General features: G+C 62.9%; 16 protein-coding genes. 5 read left to right on the top strand and 11 right to left on the bottom strand.

The window, feature by feature from the left end:
* Positions 1–215 precede the first annotated feature (215 nt).
* Positions 216–1,265 carry an Abi family protein gene (locus tag CH302_RS28310; protein ID WP_094610710.1) on the top strand — a complete coding sequence of 350 codons (1,050 nt, stop codon included), beginning with the start codon at positions 216–218 and terminating at the stop codon, positions 1,263–1,265.
* Between the two features lie 196 nt (positions 1,266–1,461).
* Here the strand turns inward: CH302_RS28310 and CH302_RS28305 are convergent, their stop codons facing one another.
* Positions 1,462–1,932, bottom strand: coding sequence for a hypothetical protein (locus tag CH302_RS28305; protein ID WP_094610711.1), 471 nt, complete (start codon positions 1,930–1,932; stop codon positions 1,462–1,464).
* Positions 1,933–2,139: 207 nt separating this feature from the next.
* Positions 2,140–2,769 (bottom strand): restriction endonuclease, encoded by a 630-nt coding sequence (locus tag CH302_RS28300; RefSeq protein WP_094610712.1) that lies wholly within the window; start codon positions 2,767–2,769, stop codon positions 2,140–2,142.
* Between the two features lie 112 nt (positions 2,770–2,881).
* Here CH302_RS28300 and CH302_RS28295 point away from each other — a divergent pair, with 112 nt between their 5' ends.
* Positions 2,882–3,586 (top strand): hypothetical protein, encoded by a 705-nt coding sequence (locus CH302_RS28295; protein ID WP_094610713.1) that lies wholly within the window; start codon positions 2,882–2,884, stop codon positions 3,584–3,586.
* Positions 3,587–4,407: 821 nt separating this feature from the next.
* A complete protein-coding gene (locus tag CH302_RS28290; protein ID WP_217903137.1) occupies positions 4,408–5,280 on the top strand; it encodes a DUF5067 domain-containing protein in 873 nt (290 codons plus the stop codon).
* Between the two features lie 244 nt (positions 5,281–5,524).
* On the opposite strand, the gene CH302_RS28285 is transcribed toward CH302_RS28290, so the two are convergent.
* Positions 5,525–5,860 (bottom strand): hypothetical protein, encoded by a 336-nt coding sequence (locus tag CH302_RS28285; RefSeq protein WP_094610715.1) that lies wholly within the window; start codon positions 5,858–5,860, stop codon positions 5,525–5,527.
* Between the two features lie 223 nt (positions 5,861–6,083).
* Between CH302_RS28285 and CH302_RS28280 the strand changes: the two genes are divergently transcribed.
* Entirely contained in the window at positions 6,084–6,452 is a 369-nt protein-coding gene (locus tag CH302_RS28280) for a histone-like nucleoid-structuring protein Lsr2 (RefSeq protein ID WP_094610716.1), read from the top strand.
* A 209-nt stretch (positions 6,453–6,661) separates the two neighbouring features.
* Here the strand turns inward: CH302_RS28280 and CH302_RS31030 are convergent, their stop codons facing one another.
* The gene (locus CH302_RS31030) at positions 6,662–7,429 is read right to left on the bottom strand and encodes a DUF4190 domain-containing protein (RefSeq protein ID WP_255139179.1); all 768 of its coding nucleotides are present in this window, start codon (positions 7,427–7,429) and stop codon (positions 6,662–6,664) included.
* Between the two features lie 301 nt (positions 7,430–7,730).
* On the opposite strand from CH302_RS31030, the gene CH302_RS28270 reads away from it, so the two are divergent.
* Complete coding sequence (locus tag CH302_RS28270) at positions 7,731–8,093, top strand: hypothetical protein (protein WP_141215891.1); 363 nt, start codon at positions 7,731–7,733, stop codon at positions 8,091–8,093.
* Between the two features lie 70 nt (positions 8,094–8,163).
* On the opposite strand, the gene CH302_RS28265 is transcribed toward CH302_RS28270, so the two are convergent.
* The 7 genes from CH302_RS28265 to CH302_RS28240 all read right to left on the bottom strand — a co-directional run bounded on the left by CH302_RS28265 (position 8,164) and on the right by CH302_RS28240 (position 15,676).
* On the bottom strand, positions 8,164–10,551 hold the full coding sequence (locus CH302_RS28265; protein ID WP_094610718.1) for a DNA topoisomerase III: 2,388 nt from the start codon (positions 10,549–10,551) through the stop codon (positions 8,164–8,166).
* Positions 10,552–10,619: 68 nt separating this feature from the next.
* On the bottom strand, positions 10,620–11,192 hold the full coding sequence (locus tag CH302_RS28260; protein WP_255139178.1) for a hypothetical protein: 573 nt from the start codon (positions 11,190–11,192) through the stop codon (positions 10,620–10,622).
* Positions 11,189–11,335 carry a hypothetical protein gene (locus tag CH302_RS30375; protein WP_176458345.1) on the bottom strand — a complete coding sequence of 49 codons (147 nt, stop codon included), beginning with the start codon at positions 11,333–11,335 and terminating at the stop codon, positions 11,189–11,191. Before CH302_RS30375 ends, CH302_RS28260 begins: the two co-directional genes overlap by 4 nt.
* Positions 11,336–11,409: 74 nt before the next feature.
* Entirely contained in the window at positions 11,410–11,808 is a 399-nt protein-coding gene (locus tag CH302_RS28255) for a hypothetical protein (protein WP_094610719.1), read from the bottom strand.
* A gap of 36 nt (positions 11,809–11,844) precedes the next feature.
* On the bottom strand, positions 11,845–13,470 hold the full coding sequence (locus CH302_RS28250; RefSeq protein WP_094610720.1) for a peptidoglycan DD-metalloendopeptidase family protein: 1,626 nt from the start codon (positions 13,468–13,470) through the stop codon (positions 11,845–11,847).
* Positions 13,467–13,805: a transposase gene (locus tag CH302_RS28245; protein WP_094610721.1), complete on the bottom strand. Its 339-nt coding sequence runs from the start codon at positions 13,803–13,805 to the stop codon at positions 13,467–13,469. The genes CH302_RS28250 and CH302_RS28245 overlap by 4 nt, the downstream gene beginning before the upstream one ends.
* Positions 13,805–15,676 carry an ATP/GTP-binding protein gene (locus CH302_RS28240; protein WP_094610722.1) on the bottom strand — a complete coding sequence of 624 codons (1,872 nt, stop codon included), beginning with the start codon at positions 15,674–15,676 and terminating at the stop codon, positions 13,805–13,807. Before CH302_RS28240 ends, CH302_RS28245 begins: the two co-directional genes overlap by 1 nt.
* Positions 15,677–15,708 lie beyond the last annotated feature (32 nt).

The raw sequence follows: 15,708 nt of genomic DNA, 5'->3' as shown, positions 1-15,708 counted from the left end.
CCAACCTCGGGTCGCCATCCGGGTGTCGACGGTAGACACCAAAGATACGGGTTCAGTGATCCAGTATCTGCGCACAGCACGTCGTCGTGGGGATGAGGGTGTGAGTGTCGCCCTCCAGTTGCTTGTCGCCAACACCCCACTTGCGCTACCATCGTTGCAATCGTTCGGCCCGCCTCAGCTCAGCTGGGTGCGGGCCGGATTTCTATACTCTGGTGATGGCTGACCTCAAACCTTTCTTGACGATCGCCCAGCAGGTCGAGCGGTTAGAGTCGCGGGGGATGGCAATCCCGGACTCCAGCATTGCAGATCGCTGGTTGAGAGCGATCGGGTATTACCGGCTCAGCGGCTACTGGTACCCGTTCGTGGACCCAAATGTTGATTCGGGGTCGGGAAGCCAATTTGTGTCAGGTACGACATTCGACGAGATCGTCCGCATGTACGAATTCGACCGGCACTTAAAGACATACATGCTGAGCGCAATCGAACGCGTGGAAGTCGCCATCCGCAGCCAGGTAGGTCATACCCTCGGTTCCCGCGGACCTATGTCGCACCTCGACGGTGACAACTTCGACCCACTATTCGTTGGTAACGGTGACCATATGGATTGGCTCGCAACAGCGTTCGGTCGGGTGAAACGCCAAAGGAACAAGGATCAGTCGCTCAAACATCACTTCGACAACTACGCCGGACGGGTTCCGATTTGGGTCCTCACTGACGTGTTGGACTTCAGCGATCTATCAAAGCTCTTCGCCGGAATGCAGGAAGAAGACCGTGACGCGATTGCGTGTTGGTTCGGCATCCCGCCGACGCCAGCTCCGGAAACCACCGGCCCACGACGCGGACGTGGATCGTCAGCCGCCAGGCGCAACCGTCGACGCCGGGCCGCAGGTCCAGGCAGTACTCTGGCGAACCTTCTCGAGCAGCTCACAATCGTCCGAAATATCTCCGCTCATCATTCTCGGCTATGGAATCGGACGCTCGTTCCAATCGGAACAAGTTCGTTACGGTCGGTCCCACTGTTCGACGGACTTCCCGCTCAATCCGACAAAATTTACGGCACAATTTCCACGGCTGCGTTCCTGTTGCAGACGACATCGCCTGGTAGCACATGGATCAAGCAACTGGAGAGCCTGATCGACCGCTCCTTTCTGCCTTCCTCCATTCGCACTCCACTCGAGATGGGGTTCCCACCCGACTGGAAACAGTTACCCCTATGGCAACACGTTGCTTCGGGCGCAATTCCCGATAGCTTTCGTCACCCGTGATGAAAGCGGGTTTCATTGCCGATAACGGATCTTATGTCAGGTAAACCTCTGCATATACTGTGCCGCAGCGTCTTTCGCTTGCGCTCGCAGTTCAGCTGTCACCGCGCAACTACGCACCGGTTTATGCAGGTATTCGAAAGCCAAGCCGTGGAACGAATCAGGGCGCAGCGTTAGTTGGAGTCAAGGTTTGGGCTGGTTAGACGATCCCGGCGAGGTCTCCGATGCGCGTCGCGCGACCGTTCCTGTCCTTCCATATTGCGACACCGTCGACGAGTCGGGCGCTCATGAATCCACCGCCGTCACCCCACGGCCATGCGGTACCGAGGTCGGCCACAACGTCCTGGACCGAATCGGCCATCGCCCACAGCGCGAATTCTTCGTCCGAATCGACGCGGGTCCCGATCCAGCTACCACCGAACTCGCCCGGATCGACGCCGGCAACCGTCACCGCGCTCAGCAGGACCACACCGTCGATCTCCGGGTCGTAGTCGATCTCCCAATCGACGTGTTCGATATCGTTGCCGTACTGGCGCACACGCAGGTCGCGTCCCAATCGGGACAGAGCCGACGTCCACGGCTCCGGCAAGTCCGAGTGCACCACCCGAACCCCCAGCAAGGGAGACCACGTGGCACTCAACAATCGCTTCGACAAATCGTGGTGGCGCACCGAGTCAGTCTGTCAGCCCAGTGGTCGCGGGGCTTGTGGTCAGCGGGGCACCGCCGCTTGAGCGTGCTCTGTACTGGTGTGGGCGGGGTTAGTCTGAAAGCGTGAGTAGTTATCTAGCCGAGGCGGGTTTGAGTGAGTGCGCGGCCCAATCGGATCCGAGCTCGGACCCGTCTCAAAGTAAACCGAGGTCGGCCGCGAGCAATAACATTACTTATCTCCGCGCACGACCACTGATATGGCAGCAATAGCTAAAAACCAGTAAATTATCCAAAAGATCGCGGGAAGATCAAACAATAAAATGAGAGCGATATTGACGGCGAGCGCAATGGCGAACACAACGAGACCCTCGGTGTCTGGCGAGTTGTCCACCAAGGTCTTGCTCGTTGGTGCGGGAACCCGCTCGATCGAGGGCGGTGCTCCGGTCCGGAGTTCGAACGGACCGATCTGATCCTCGGCCGGCTCATCCCTGTTGGCTGTCTGCCTACGAAGTAGCTCGGTAGCGGCACGGTTGACAGGAGCGCACGTCCAGTCAACGTCATCAAAAGTGAACAGCGCCATCCCTACTTCATTTGCGTACTCAAGGGCGGTTCTCGCGTATCCCTCATACGAGAAGAAGATGAGCTGTTTCGAGTGGTCGACCCCACGTGCACCAACCAGGTTTTGTAGGGCAGGGCGACCTACGGCTTTGAAGTGCATCTTTACCTGCGCAATCGCGGACATCGACATGATGTCGATGCCGCTGTCGTGACGTCCCGACATCTCCCGTGCGTCATGAAATCCCATGTTCCTCATCACGCGGGCCATCTCACGCTCGGCACGCTGATGCCTGGGCTCCATCGATCCTCCGTCTGTCAGATCAGAGGATCATAAGCGGGAACACCGACAATCAGGGTCAGTCGATGGAAGCGACAACAACTGACCTGTCTGAGCCCGCCCTTAGGATGTCGTGATGCCTTCGCGCCGCCCCGATCCCACTGCACAGATCGTGTTCGACGCCTACAAACGCACCACTGGTCCCGTGGCCTTCCTGGATGAGTCGTATCAGGCCCCAGACGGTGTCGTTGCACACCGGGACACCTTTTATGTGTTCACCGCCGTCATCGTCGAACTTGACGCGATGGATGAGCTACGGGTGGGCATCGAGGACATCGCCGACGGAACCTACTGGCACACCACGAAAGCGTTGCAAACCTCATCTGGAATCGACCAGACCCGCGACATGCTCGACTTCCTCGCCGATGGGCACGAAGCATGTGTGATCGCGCACCAAATCCCTGTCGGTGCCGACGATACCGACGCTCAGACCGCGCGGACCGCCTGCTATCGCCAGCTCGCGATCCAGCTCGGAGCCGGCCGCGACGATGTGTGGCCAGCCATCGATCTGTTCGTGCTCGAGGAACGCAATCAGAGCAACTTCCGCAACAAAGACACGGCTGACCACAAAGCCTTGGTGTCCGAGAAACTGATCCCCCGCAACACCCGCCTCCTGTCGACGTCACCGCGCCACGAGCACCTGCTGTGGCTGCCTGACCTGGTCTCAATGGCCTATCGGCGGACCCTCACACACACCAACAGCACCAGCAAATTGTTCGACGTGATCGCCGACAATGTGCACTTCGTCAAGGTCAGCGAGCCGGAGAAGGCCCAGAAATGAAGCAACCCCTGGCTGCCGTAGCTACACCAGGGGCCAGACCGGCTGTCGAGGCTTGCGCCCGGAGGACCAGTTCCTTGCTACTCATACGATAACACCGCGCGCCCAGAATTCAATCCCGGCGCATTCCACACCCACCGTTCACCCGTCATCAGGATGACCCTCGCACTCCGGCGAGCTGTTCGACATCCGCGTCTATCGCTGCCCTGATCATGTTCGGCTCCATCGGCAGTAGAGCGTGCCGGTACATGTCCGACCTTGCGTGCGCCTGGGCGAAACATTGCACAATCTACCGAACCCGGCGTCACTGACGTCCCGGCTGCGATCAGGGCGAGAAAGCCATGAGGGCTGTTGTCGCCGGAGAGCGACTCTGGGTATCGGTCGGAGTCGGCGGCGAGGTCTTCATCCCGCCCCGGAGCAGAAGACGGCTGACGCTCGCCCCGGCGCGGCTCACGTACGGGTTCTCAACCGGTTTCCACGTGCCGATCGCGTTATGACCAGTAAATTCCGGGAAGTGCAGTACGTCAAACAAATTGACTCGCATTGAGGAAGGCACACGGCCGTCTAGAACGGCCGGAGTACCTGCGTCCTGGACGAGGATTGTCCAGATCGGGTATTCGGTTCGCCGTCGGTCAGACCTGAGCTTCGCCAACGTCAGGTTGTGGGGCTTGGTGCTTCGGGGCCGGGGCACCCGACTTGCCGGTACTCGTGAACAATGATCAGAAACCGAACTACTGGTTCTATTGTTCAGGCCCATTATCAACCAAGGACTCCGCATGCATCGCATCAAAAAGTTGTCTCTCACCTGCGCGACTGTCACTATCGTGGCCATCGCTCTCAGCGGATGCGGCGCGGAAGGACCAACTGCTGAACCGACGCCTGGCTCGACGGTCGCTGTCGACGCGCCGACTGCTGCACCCGCCCAGGCGTCGTTCGAAGACAACGTCCTCGTGACGGAGGACGTCACCATCACGATCACCGACGTGAAGACAATTCAGGTCGGTGAGGACGGAAATGAGTACGGCGACAAGCCGGTCATCGCATTCTGGTACGACACGACAAATGTTTCCGGCAAGCAGACTGATCCGGGGACGGCGTGGATATCCCGCTTCGAGGCGTACCAGGACAACGATCCCAACGCGGAAAACAAGCTTGCTGTTGGCTCACTGCCAGACGCTGCGTTCCTCGACTCCCAGATGAACAAGATCAAGGTGGGCGGCACTGTCCCCAACGCGATCGCGTACGAACTGTCCGACACGACAACTCCAGTGAAGCTTGTGGCCACCGCGAACCTTGGCCAGGACGAAATCGGTTCGATGACCTTCGAGCTGCAGAAAGTAGAGACCACAGCTGAGCCGGTTTTCGAGTCCGATCCTGTTGCGCAAAAGTTCACCACGGCGCTCGATAGTCTCGGCATCGAGTACACCCCTCCCGTGCGTGCAGAGGTTGGCCTGTCAGGTGCTCGGATGCGGTTCGACATGGCAGTCAACGGCTACGACGCCGGAATCAATGTCTTCGGGGACGGGGAGGCGCTCGCGGTATGGCAGGAAGCCAGCGATTCCTTCGGCGGGGTTCATGTTGCGTTGCCCGACGCGTATGCCGTGCTGACGTTGAACAGTTCCGAGGGCATCGCGGACTCGGCAAGGATTGCTCCGATGATCGCCGAAGCTGTCGGCGGCACCGCCCACGGCGCTTAGCTACATGACCGGTGACTCACCGACGCTATTCGGTGAGTCACCGATGCATAGCGGAATGATTGTTGCGTGGTGGTGTATTTTCGGCAGTCCACCTTTCACTGTCCGGGATTGGCCGAGAACGGATCGTATGTCAGGTGACGGCTTGAAAGCGCTGTCGGACAATGTAATTCAATACTACCCGCTTGGGCGAAATTTCTGGTGCGATGTGGTCCTGGCTCCCGACATGTAGCGGGTCTCGGACATGTTATGAATCGAGCGAGCTGTACATCACGCGAGAGGTCATGGTGTCGGCCGCGCCGCTGAACGCGCCGAAAGCCGACTGGAGCAGCTCGTAGGCAGGGGCCAACTGGGTCTGCTCGATCTTTGCTACCGATGAGACGGTCCATCCAATGATCCCGTCGTGTCCTGGAACCGGCTTTCCGAAAAGATCGACCAAGGCTTCGCGGCGGTATCCACTCTCCACCAGGTCGTCTTCGGTGTACCAGTCGTCTCTAGGGTTATGAACGTATTCGGCTTGGACCCTCTGTAGCTCCTTCATGAGCCAGTCGTTGTCGGCCGATGGAGTTGCAGGTTCGGACATTTCAGATCCCCTTCGGCGAGTCGCACATCATATGAGCTGCTTCGGACTGGGCGATTCTATCGCCGCTCATATCGACCGCTCAATGTGTGTTTCTGAAAAACGAACTGACGGTGCGGCGCGCCCCTCCGCCGGTGAAAGGGGGTTTGCAGCTCGGCAACTCGTTTGTTCGCTACGCTGGCGATCATCGAGTTCGTGACATGTGTGATCGAAAGGTTCTCCGGCTTTGGCTAAACGAGTGACAACCCAATTGGTGGACGATATCGACGGGTCCGTCATCGACGACGAATCCGGCGAGACGATCGAATTCGCAGTCAACGGTGTCGAATACGTGATCGATCTGAAAGCGAAGAACGCCAACGAGTTCCACAAGAAGATCCACTACTACATCGAGCACGCGGTACGGGTCGGTGGCCGTAAGCGTAAGCCCTCCCCCGCCGGTGCGACGACGCCCTCGAAGACCGGGACACCGGCCACGCGTGACCCGGCGCAGACACGCGCAATCCGGCAGTGGGCAGCCGACGAGGGGTACGAGATCAATGACCGCGGGCGCATCCCGGCCGCCATCGAAGAGGCGTACAACGCGGCTCACTGACCTGCATTCGACCGTCGTCGACGAGGAACTGCAGACGACGCGCCTCCGCGAAAACCCATGTGTGTTTTCGGGCGTTCGTCCAACCTGGTTCGTTGGACGTTATTCTGTCTTCTGGTGGCACAGCACCGGTTGTCTCGGCCCCTAGTGCGCTATCGGCGCTGGGGTCGTGCGCGGGTCAACTACGGTGATCGTCGTGACTTCGAGTGCGGTCACAGGTTGAGACTGAACAGGCCGTAGCCGACGACGGCCAGGAGTATGCAGGCCAAGTAGATATATCCGAGTGCTAGTCCTGCGATCGCCATGCCTCGACCGGCCTCTCCGGTACGACGAATTTGATTCAATGCGATGTGGCCGAAGACTATGCCCAGCAGGCCACCGATGATGCCGAAGACCAATGCCAGAACGGCGAAAACGTTGGTTTGTTGTGCCAAACCGGACGTATTGCTTACCGGTTGGCCGTAGACCGGCCGGCCATCTGCGGTGTGCCCGACGATCGGAGCTACCAGCCTCTCGACCGAAGGTCCCGCCGTTGGCTTGGCGGAAACCTGTATCACTGCGACGATTCCGCCGATGAGCAGCAAAGCCAATGAGGCGGCGTTGACTACACCGACCAGAATGGAGATCGGTTCGGTACGCGCTGCTCGATTGATGGAGTTCAGCAGAAAGCCAACGCCGAATGCTGCGCCGAGGATCTGCCACCACCGCACCGGTTCCGAGCGGCGGTAAGAAGCGGCAGCGACGCCAGCGAACGCCGTACCGATGATCAGCCCCGTCAAGCCGAATGCGTACCAACCGCCGGCGGATCTGATGCGAAGGCCCACGTACATCAGTGCCGCGACAAATATCGCAAGCACGATGCCCAGCCCCACCGCAACGCAGATCAACCCGAGCTTAGGTCCCCGGGAACGGTGAGCACTCGTGGACTCTTCTGGTTTCGAGGGGAGTTGACCAGGCGACGGATAGAAACTCTCGGACATTCCGGTGATTCTGCTACAGGCGGCACGCAACCCGTTCGGTCGCTCTCCCCGATGTCAGTTGTTTGAATGATCTCCCGAGCGCTGCATGGTTCCTGCTGTGTGGACACTCCCGGCCCGGGACTCCCGTTCCTGCGCGGCCTCGACGCGCGCCATGTTGTCCGCGCTCGCGGGTGGTGGGGAGGGACACCCCGGCAATCCCCATCGAGGATCTCGGCGCTGAGTTATCGAGTCGGTGCTCGGCCCGTCGACGTGGGCGTCGGGTGCGGGCTGTTCGTCGGTGCCCGCCTCTACAGTGGCGGGTGTGAGCGACAACCAGTCCGTGGTCACGGTGCCTGAGCGTGTGCTCGACGAGCTAGCGCAGGTGTTGATCGACAGAATCGATCAACTACTCGATCGAGTGACCGACCGGGCTGTGGGCGCGCCGCCTCCAGGATCGGCGGCGTGGGAGTTGGAGTGGAGTGCCCGAGACACTGCGGTCGGACGTGCGCGCGTGGCCGAACGATCGCGTGTACGAGAGGAATTGGCGTGCCGCGCGTGCGCCGGACTCGATTCGGCCGGGTTCACCGCATCGGCGGTGCCGGCCCGGCACGCTCCCCCGGTCCGACCCCGCCGGACGAAGCCCGGACGTGTCCGCGTCGACGAGGCACAGCTGACCTTCTTCTAAAGCCTGCCGCGCGGACTCGTTTCCCGATGGGTACAGGCGTACGACCCCGCCGCTGCCCTGCGGCACCCGTTTACCGACGCGCGGTGCGTTTCTTGGTGCCTGCGGTGGATTTGCGGTCCTCGAATTTCAGCTTGAATCCGAATGTCTTGCTGCCCTGGTAGGTACCAGCGGCCAGCGCGCCTTTGGCCCGGTACGTCTTACCTGTCTTGCTTGTGGCGTCGAATTCGATGGTCTCCCCGGCCAGCAGCGACGCGAGTTCCTGCTCGGTGAAGTCCTTACCCGGCCAGTGTTCGTTGGCACCCCATCCGCGGCCTTTGAACGTGACGGATTTGCCTTTCCACACTCCGCTGACCAGGTCGGTCCGAGGTGCACGCTCGGCGAACTGCGGGTTGAAGCTCACGTGTGGGTACTGCTTGCCGTCTTTCTCCCTCACTCCTGGTTCGAGTTTTCCCGTGCAGGTGAACGTCTTTCCCGACTTCGCGCTCGTCGCGACGATCTCGATGACCTGACCGGCGAGCAGTGCCGCTACTTCGGTGTCGGTGAATCGGTGGCCACCGAAGACCCGCTTCGCGCGGGTCACGACCGTGCCTGCGTGGGTGAAATGCAGCTCCGGTGGCAGCTCGATCATCTCCACCGCTTCCCGGGTCACCCCGGCCTTGCCCATCCGTGCGGTGAGCTCGCCGGACAACGCCTTTGCATTCGCGGTCATCGTCTCGAGGTCGCGGCGCACCAGGTCCGCCACGAGGGACAGATAGTCGGCTGCCTCGCCGGTTCCGGCCTCGATCTGCGCCATCTGCTCGAAGACCTGCTCGGTGATCGTCAGATCCCCGATGTGCGTGCCTGGCAGGATCCGATGGTTGAGTTCACCGATCGCGCTGAGGGTGATCTTGCCGCGCTGCTCGACCATCAAGGCCTTGCCGCCCGAGTTGTTCGTGACCTCGGCATAGGTGCTCGTCCGGGTCGCACCGGTACCCACGTTCCGCTTCTCGAGCTGTTTCATCAGCCAGCCCATTGTCGGGTGCGGGGGCCGGGCGGGGAAGCCTTCGTGGACGAATGGGTCGGCGACGGTACCGAGCGCGGTGACTCCTTCTGGCTGGTCGTCCGTCTGCTGGTCCTCCTCGTCGACGACGAACACACCTTTCCATCCGAGCACTGCGGGCACATTCAGCGAGCCGACGAAGCTCGGATACATCGCGACGTGCCCGCGATGCTGGTCGTACTCGTAATCGGGGGCGAGCATCGTCAGGTAGTTCTTCGCGAGAAGCTCGTAGATCTCCCGACCCAGCTCGCCGTAGGCCTTCTCCACTGCCGCGAGGCTCGGCGGCACGTTGGGCCCCGGACGGTTGGCACCGTGCGCGCCACCGGACTTGACGTGGCTCGTGCGCGGGCCGCGGTGGCTCAGCGCCGCCGGATCCACTCCGACGACGCCGGCGATCGCGTCGACCGAGGGAAGCAGCTCGTTGAACTGCTCGATCGAGATGAACTTGTCCTCGGTGCGCGGGTAGGACACCACCTGCGCCTCGTACATCTTCTGATAGGTGTCGAGAACGTTCTTCGCCCCGAAACCTTTCTTCGACAACAGAGACGACAGTGCGGCCAGGTCCATCAGTTTCGGCGGTCCCGTTTTCTTGCGCGTGGTCCCGTCGTGGACGACCGGTGACGACTGCAGGCCGCCGGGAACATCGCTCTCGTTCTCGAATCGATCGACCTCGGGGTCGGTGTATGTCACGCCGTTCTCGTCCCGAAACCGGTTCTCGTAGAACGCCTTCTTGACGTATCCGTGGTGCGCGTCGAGTCCGTTGCCGACGATGACGACCATCGCGGACTTGAGCCGCCCGTTGCGTAGCACGGTGGTTGCCCCGGTCGTCTTGGTCGCGAGTCTGGTGAACTGCATCGAGAGCATGTCCCACTTCGACCGGAAGTCGGCCTTGCGGTAGTCGCCCTCGGCGGCGATCGCGGTGACCGGGCGACGGGCTGTGAAGGCCTTACGCAGCGATGCTGGTGTTTCGTCGAGGAACTCCATGCGTTCGAGCTTCTTGTTCTCAAGGCCCAGGTACTCCACGATCTCCCAGCCCAGGAGTGAGCCTTCACCGGTCGGGTCGAGATCGGCTGCATTGCAGATGCTCTCGCAGCCCGAGAGGGTCGTCTTCAGTTCGTGGAGCAGGCTTTTCGCGTCCGGATCGGTGACCAGCTTGCCGCCGGACACCCGGCGCCGGATTTCTCGCTCCCAGCGGAAGTCGTCGGCGTTCCACGGGAGATGTTCGAGCTCCCAGCTCTTGTACTTGTCGGTGAGAGGCGCGGGCACCATCGCGGAAGGATCCTTCAACTCCAGCAGGTGGCCGCGAGCGTGGACGATGACGTACTCCGTGCCCCCGAACGTGCCACTCATACCGCCCAAAGCGGTCGCGAAGTTACGTGCTGCGGAGGGCTTTTCGGTGAGGATTCCGACTTTTCCCATGACAATGGATCCTTCTCTGCGGTGTGTGCGGCGTGTGGACAGCGAGGGTGTTGTCGGTGGCCAGTCGGCTAGAGGCCCGCGCTGACGAGGCGATAGTTCGCGACTTTCCAGCCGTCGTCGGTGCGTTCGAGGTCGACGGCTCCGGTGTAGCCGGTGAACGGGGTGATCTCACCGCTGCGGTGTTGGACGACGCGGTCGATGACGAGAGCCACGGTGGCCTGGGTGTCACCGTCCATCTCGGCGGCTGTGCCGTCGGTGTAGACGCTGGTGTCCGGTTGGGCGACGGCGGTGACGATGTCGCCGCTGCGTGCCCACGCCGACCATTCCGGGATCGGTTGCGGCGCTGGATCGGGTGGTGTGGCGGCGGCGGTGGCCATCGGGCCGGTGAGGTTGCCGCGCTGGGCGTGCAGGGCATCCCACGGTGAATCCTGCACTGCGGGTTGCCAGGTGTACACAGCGGACATCACCGACGTCGCGACGCCGACCGGGTCGGTGGCGGACGGGTCGATGGCGATTCCGGCGTCCGTGCCCGGTGGTGGCGGTGTGTCCGGGCCGCGGAACACGAACACGATCACAGCGGCAATGGCGATGACACCGACGATGCCGAGACACGCGAACACGATGCCTGCTCGTCGGCTCATCTCGCGCTCTCCTGCGAGTCGACTTCGGTCGCTGATTCAGCGTCAGTGTCGGAGATCTGGCCCAGTGCAGCGGCTTTGGCGATCACTTCGAGCCAGTCGACGATCGGTGCGTCCACCTGGCGGCTGTGGAGGATCTGTGTCATGTCTGTGCTCCTTGATCTGTGATGGTGTCAGTGTCCTGGTGGCCACCGACAACAATGTGCGAGTGGGTGCAGCATCAACCGACGGTGGGGACTCCTGCTGCGGCGACAACGCTGACCGTCCATATCGCCCACATGACGAGCGCGGTCGCCGCCAAGTGGATGGCTTTGCGGAGCGCCGTGACAGTCCAGTTCTGCGCTCGCGCAGAGGCGTCGGCGACAGCGACGACGCTGCCTATGGTCATCGCCGCGGTGACGACGATGACGGCCCACCAACCATGCGCGAGAACGTCGCGGGTCGCCGCGGCCCGGCCGGTGTCCTCGATCGTGGTGATCATCGATTCCAGGATCAATCGGGCGACGGGAACAGCCCACACCGTCCATACGATGACCGAGGTCAGAGCAAGGGCTGTCAGTGCTCGATGCCGGTCGTGGGACGTCAGGTGGTAGCCGGTGCGTGTCGGTGTGGTGCTCATGAGCGGGCCTTTCCGTCGAGCATTGGTCGGTGGTGGCTATCGGGCCAGGTCGTAGTCGGATGCGGTGGCGGTGATCGTGGTGACGTAGTTCTGGGTCTCCGAGTACGGCGGGACGCCGCCGAACTGCTGTACCGCTCCGGGGCCGGCGTTGTATCCGGCGAGCATCAGCTCCACGGGATCGCCGGTGATGGCACCGGATTCGATCCCCGGCCGCAAGGTGTCTGCGACCGAGCAGTTGTAGCGGCCCTGCGCCATGACAGCGTCACCGATGTCGTTGGGGTCGCCCTCCCCTGCTGCCCCGGTGACCACTCCCTGGTCGTCGACGGGGAAACCGAACGACGCCCACGTTCCGGGGAGGAACTGTGCATACCCCTCGGCACCGGCGGGGCTGGTCAGGCCGGGTGTGAAGCCGGATTCCTGTTCGAGCTGAGCGGCGAGGACCGTGGGTGAGAGTTCGCGGCATTGCTCGGCCGAGAGGGTGAGCCACGGCTCGAACTCGGGCGGTATCTGGCCGGCGGCGAGTTGTCCGTGATCGCCGAGTCCGGCACCGGGTGCGGTGGTGCAGGTGCCGGTTGCTTTCGGTGCGGATCCACTGCCGCCGGGGACGGGCCCGTAGGTCTGACCGGGTGCGGGCGGTCCGTGGCCGACGGTGGTGACGTGGACGTGGTCGAAGTGGTTCTGGGTCGGAGATCCCCTGTCCTCCATGGTGTTCGGTTCACCGTGAGAGGGGATGTATTCCTGTCGCCAGATCATGTACTCGATCTGGAAGTAGTCGCGGTTGCTCCACAGGTAGTCCTTGACCTGGTCACCGAGCGCTTTGCCTTCCTCGGAGGACCAATTGTCGATCATGATGTCCGCGGCGCGGCCGGAGGGGTGATCGTCGAACCCCCCACCGTCTGCGCGCCACCCGCCGATCGTGGTGATCTGCGGGAACTTCGCGTGCACGGCGCGGGCGACGCGGACGGTGTCGACCTGGAAATGCTCCTCGGATCCGACGGTGGCGGGCAGCGCCGCCATCTCCGCGGTACCGCCTCCTGTCGAGGGCGCGGGTGCGGTCGTCGATGGAGATTGTGGAGTCTGGCCTGTCTGTCCGGTGCCGGGGTCGGCGGCGGCGTCGTAGAAGGGTTGCGGGTCGATCGCGTTGCCCGGTGCCCAGCCGCCGGGGTGGTACTCGAAGTGCAGGTGCGCACCGGTCGACTGTCCATTGTTGCCGATGTCGGCGATGTGCTGACCCGCGGTGACGCGGTCCCCGACCTTCACCAGCACACCGTCGGGGAACATGTGGCCGTACACCGTGGAGACGACCGCGCCGTCGATGTTGTGATCGAGGACGATCCACATCCCGAACCCGTCGGCGGGTCCGGCTTTCGAGACGACGCCGTCGGCGTAAGCATAGATCGGTGTCCCGACCGGACCTGCGAGGTCGATGCCGTTATGGTTGGTGCCCCACCGCGTCCCGAACGGGCTCGACACTGTCGATTCGGTGGTCTTGACCGGCTTGGCGAACGACCCCGCCGGAACCCCACCCGCAGCAGAGGAAATGCCCTTCCCGGGAAGACAATCGGTCGGCACTTCCTCGCGCACACCGGTGGTGACGAACAGGACCACGAACAGTGACAGTGCGAGCACCACAGCGAGGGCGATCGCGCCGCCCTTCTTCACAACGCGGCCGCCGAAATCGACTCCGCACCGATCGATCGCGGGGCGTGGGCGGCCAAACGCTCGGTGAGGGAACGGTTCTCCGACCGCAGTCGGGTGATCTCCTCCTCGGCGGCCCGCAGTCGTGCGGTCACCTCGTCCGCTGCGGGGCGACGCGGCGAGCCGTACTTGTCTTTGATCCACCGGGCCACGGTGTTCTCGTGTGCCCCGATCGAGACAGCCAAGGCGGCAACGCATTCGGCTCGGGAGGCGTAGTTGTGGCGAGACTTCTCGTATTGATCAAGCGCCCACGAGCGGGTCTGCGCCGAGTATTCGGCGCGGGGGTACTCGGCGGTCATCACTGCGCTCCGACCAGTACAGAGTCCTGGGCGTAGTGGGCGTCACCGGAATCGGCGGCGTGGTGCTGGCCGCCGGCGAAGTACTCAGCGAAGCGGGCGTTGGTGTCGTGGACTCCGGTGTCGTATTCGACGTCGGTGAGCACCGTCTGGATGGGAATGCCGGGGGTGTTGTCCTTGGCGACTTTGATCAGGAACTTCCCGCGCCCGATCGGGTTACGGACGGTGCGGCGTTCGGATCCGCGCAGCGCCGCGCCGCGCGACCAGGACGTGACCATGCCAGCTTCGGCGGCGGTGAACTTCAGCTCCCCGGAGAGGCGTTCGACCTCACCGATCGGCAGGCCACCGCACACGACCATGCCGGCGCGGTCGATGAACCCCTTCGCGGTCTTGATATCGGCTTCGGTGGGCAGGGTTTCGAGGTCGCGGCCGGTGTGGGTGATCATCAGCAAACCGGTTGCGTCGGTGCGGTTGAGGCGGGTGATCTCGTTGACGCGGGCGACCATGCCCGGTCCTGCGCCGATGACCTGCCACAGCTCGTCGAGCGCCATCAGGAACAGGCGTTGGCGGTCCAGTCCTGCGTCGGCGAGCAGGTGCGCAGCTTCCACGGTGCCGTACGCGTCGGCCCAGCAGGAGAGCATCACGGCGGCTTTGAGGGTGGTGTCGCCGCGGTCGAGGGAAGAGACGTCGATGCAGATCATCGGTGCATCGAGGTCGATCGGTTCGGTGGTGTGGTCGGCGAAGATGTCCCCGAGTGGGCCGGAGGTCAGTGCGCCGAGGGCCTGCATCAGTTCGGTGATGGCCTCGCGGTAGCCCTCGCGGTCGGTCTTGTAGGCCGCTTGGAGCATGTCCGCCGATCCGGCGTCGATGCGGGCGTAGAGGTCTTTGAGCAGCGGCGGGCGGGTGTAGGAGAATCCGTCGTCGGCGTACAGCTCACGCAGGGCGATACCGATCAGGGAGTTCTCGAAGGCCTTCACCGAGTGGGTGTCGTAGCGAATCAGCTCGACCAAGGCACAGACGGCATTGATCTGGCGGGTGGAGATGGTGATGGTCGCGACGTCGATCAGCTCGTCGAGCTCGGCGATACGTTCGGGGTCGGTGGCGGCATCGCGGGCGGCGATCGCGCGGACCACGGCTTGCCCGAGGGCACCGGCGGCGAGGGGGTTGAGATGTCCCCCGCCGTGCCCGAGGGTGATCACCTGCCCGCCGACCAAGTGGGTGAGCTTGACGTATTCACCCTTGATATCCCCGGCGACGATCGGGGTCTGTCCCCAGCCGCACGCCCCGAGGAGAATCTTGCGGATCAGCGTCGACTTCCCCAGGCCGGGCAGGGACAGGACGAACATCGAGGGGTTGCCGATGAGCTTGTCGCGGAAGTACGCGAACGGATCGCACGAGACGGCGTTGCCGGTGATGGCGTGCTGGCCGACGATGGTGCCGGCCGAGGGTGCGGCCGCGCCGATCGCCCACGGGTTGAGCCCGCACATCTGCACCGAGGTTGCTTCGTACTCGATCGGGGCCGGGACGGTCGACATCCGCCCACCACCGGGCCCTTTGAGGCCGCGTGTGCTCGACGACAGCGCTGCCCGCCACCACGGGTCCCCAGCGGCGTCGTGGACGGCCCGCTCGACGTGAGGGTGGTCGTTGCGCCACCGTGCGAGGCCTATGCCGCGTCGGGAGTACGGGTTGGGCTCTTCGGCGTCGCCGGTGGCGACGGCTGCGGCGATTTCGGCGTAGTCGGTGTCGCCGATGATCCACCGAACGAACGCCGACGGCTGCGGCGCTGACGTCTCGTACAGGCCATGCTCGTCTGACCTCGTCTCGTCGTATCGCGGGTCGTAGTTCCTGCGCGGGCGGTGGTCGGTCGTCGTCATCGTGGGTGTCTCTTTTCTCGGGCAGGGTGGGC

Source organism: Rhodococcus sp. 15-2388-1-1a (genome assembly GCF_002259145.1).
GTDB lineage: Bacteria > Actinomycetota > Actinomycetes > Mycobacteriales > Mycobacteriaceae > Rhodococcoides.
Note: the sequence above shows the minus strand (reverse complement) of the source record. Positions and strands in the feature narration are given on the sequence as shown.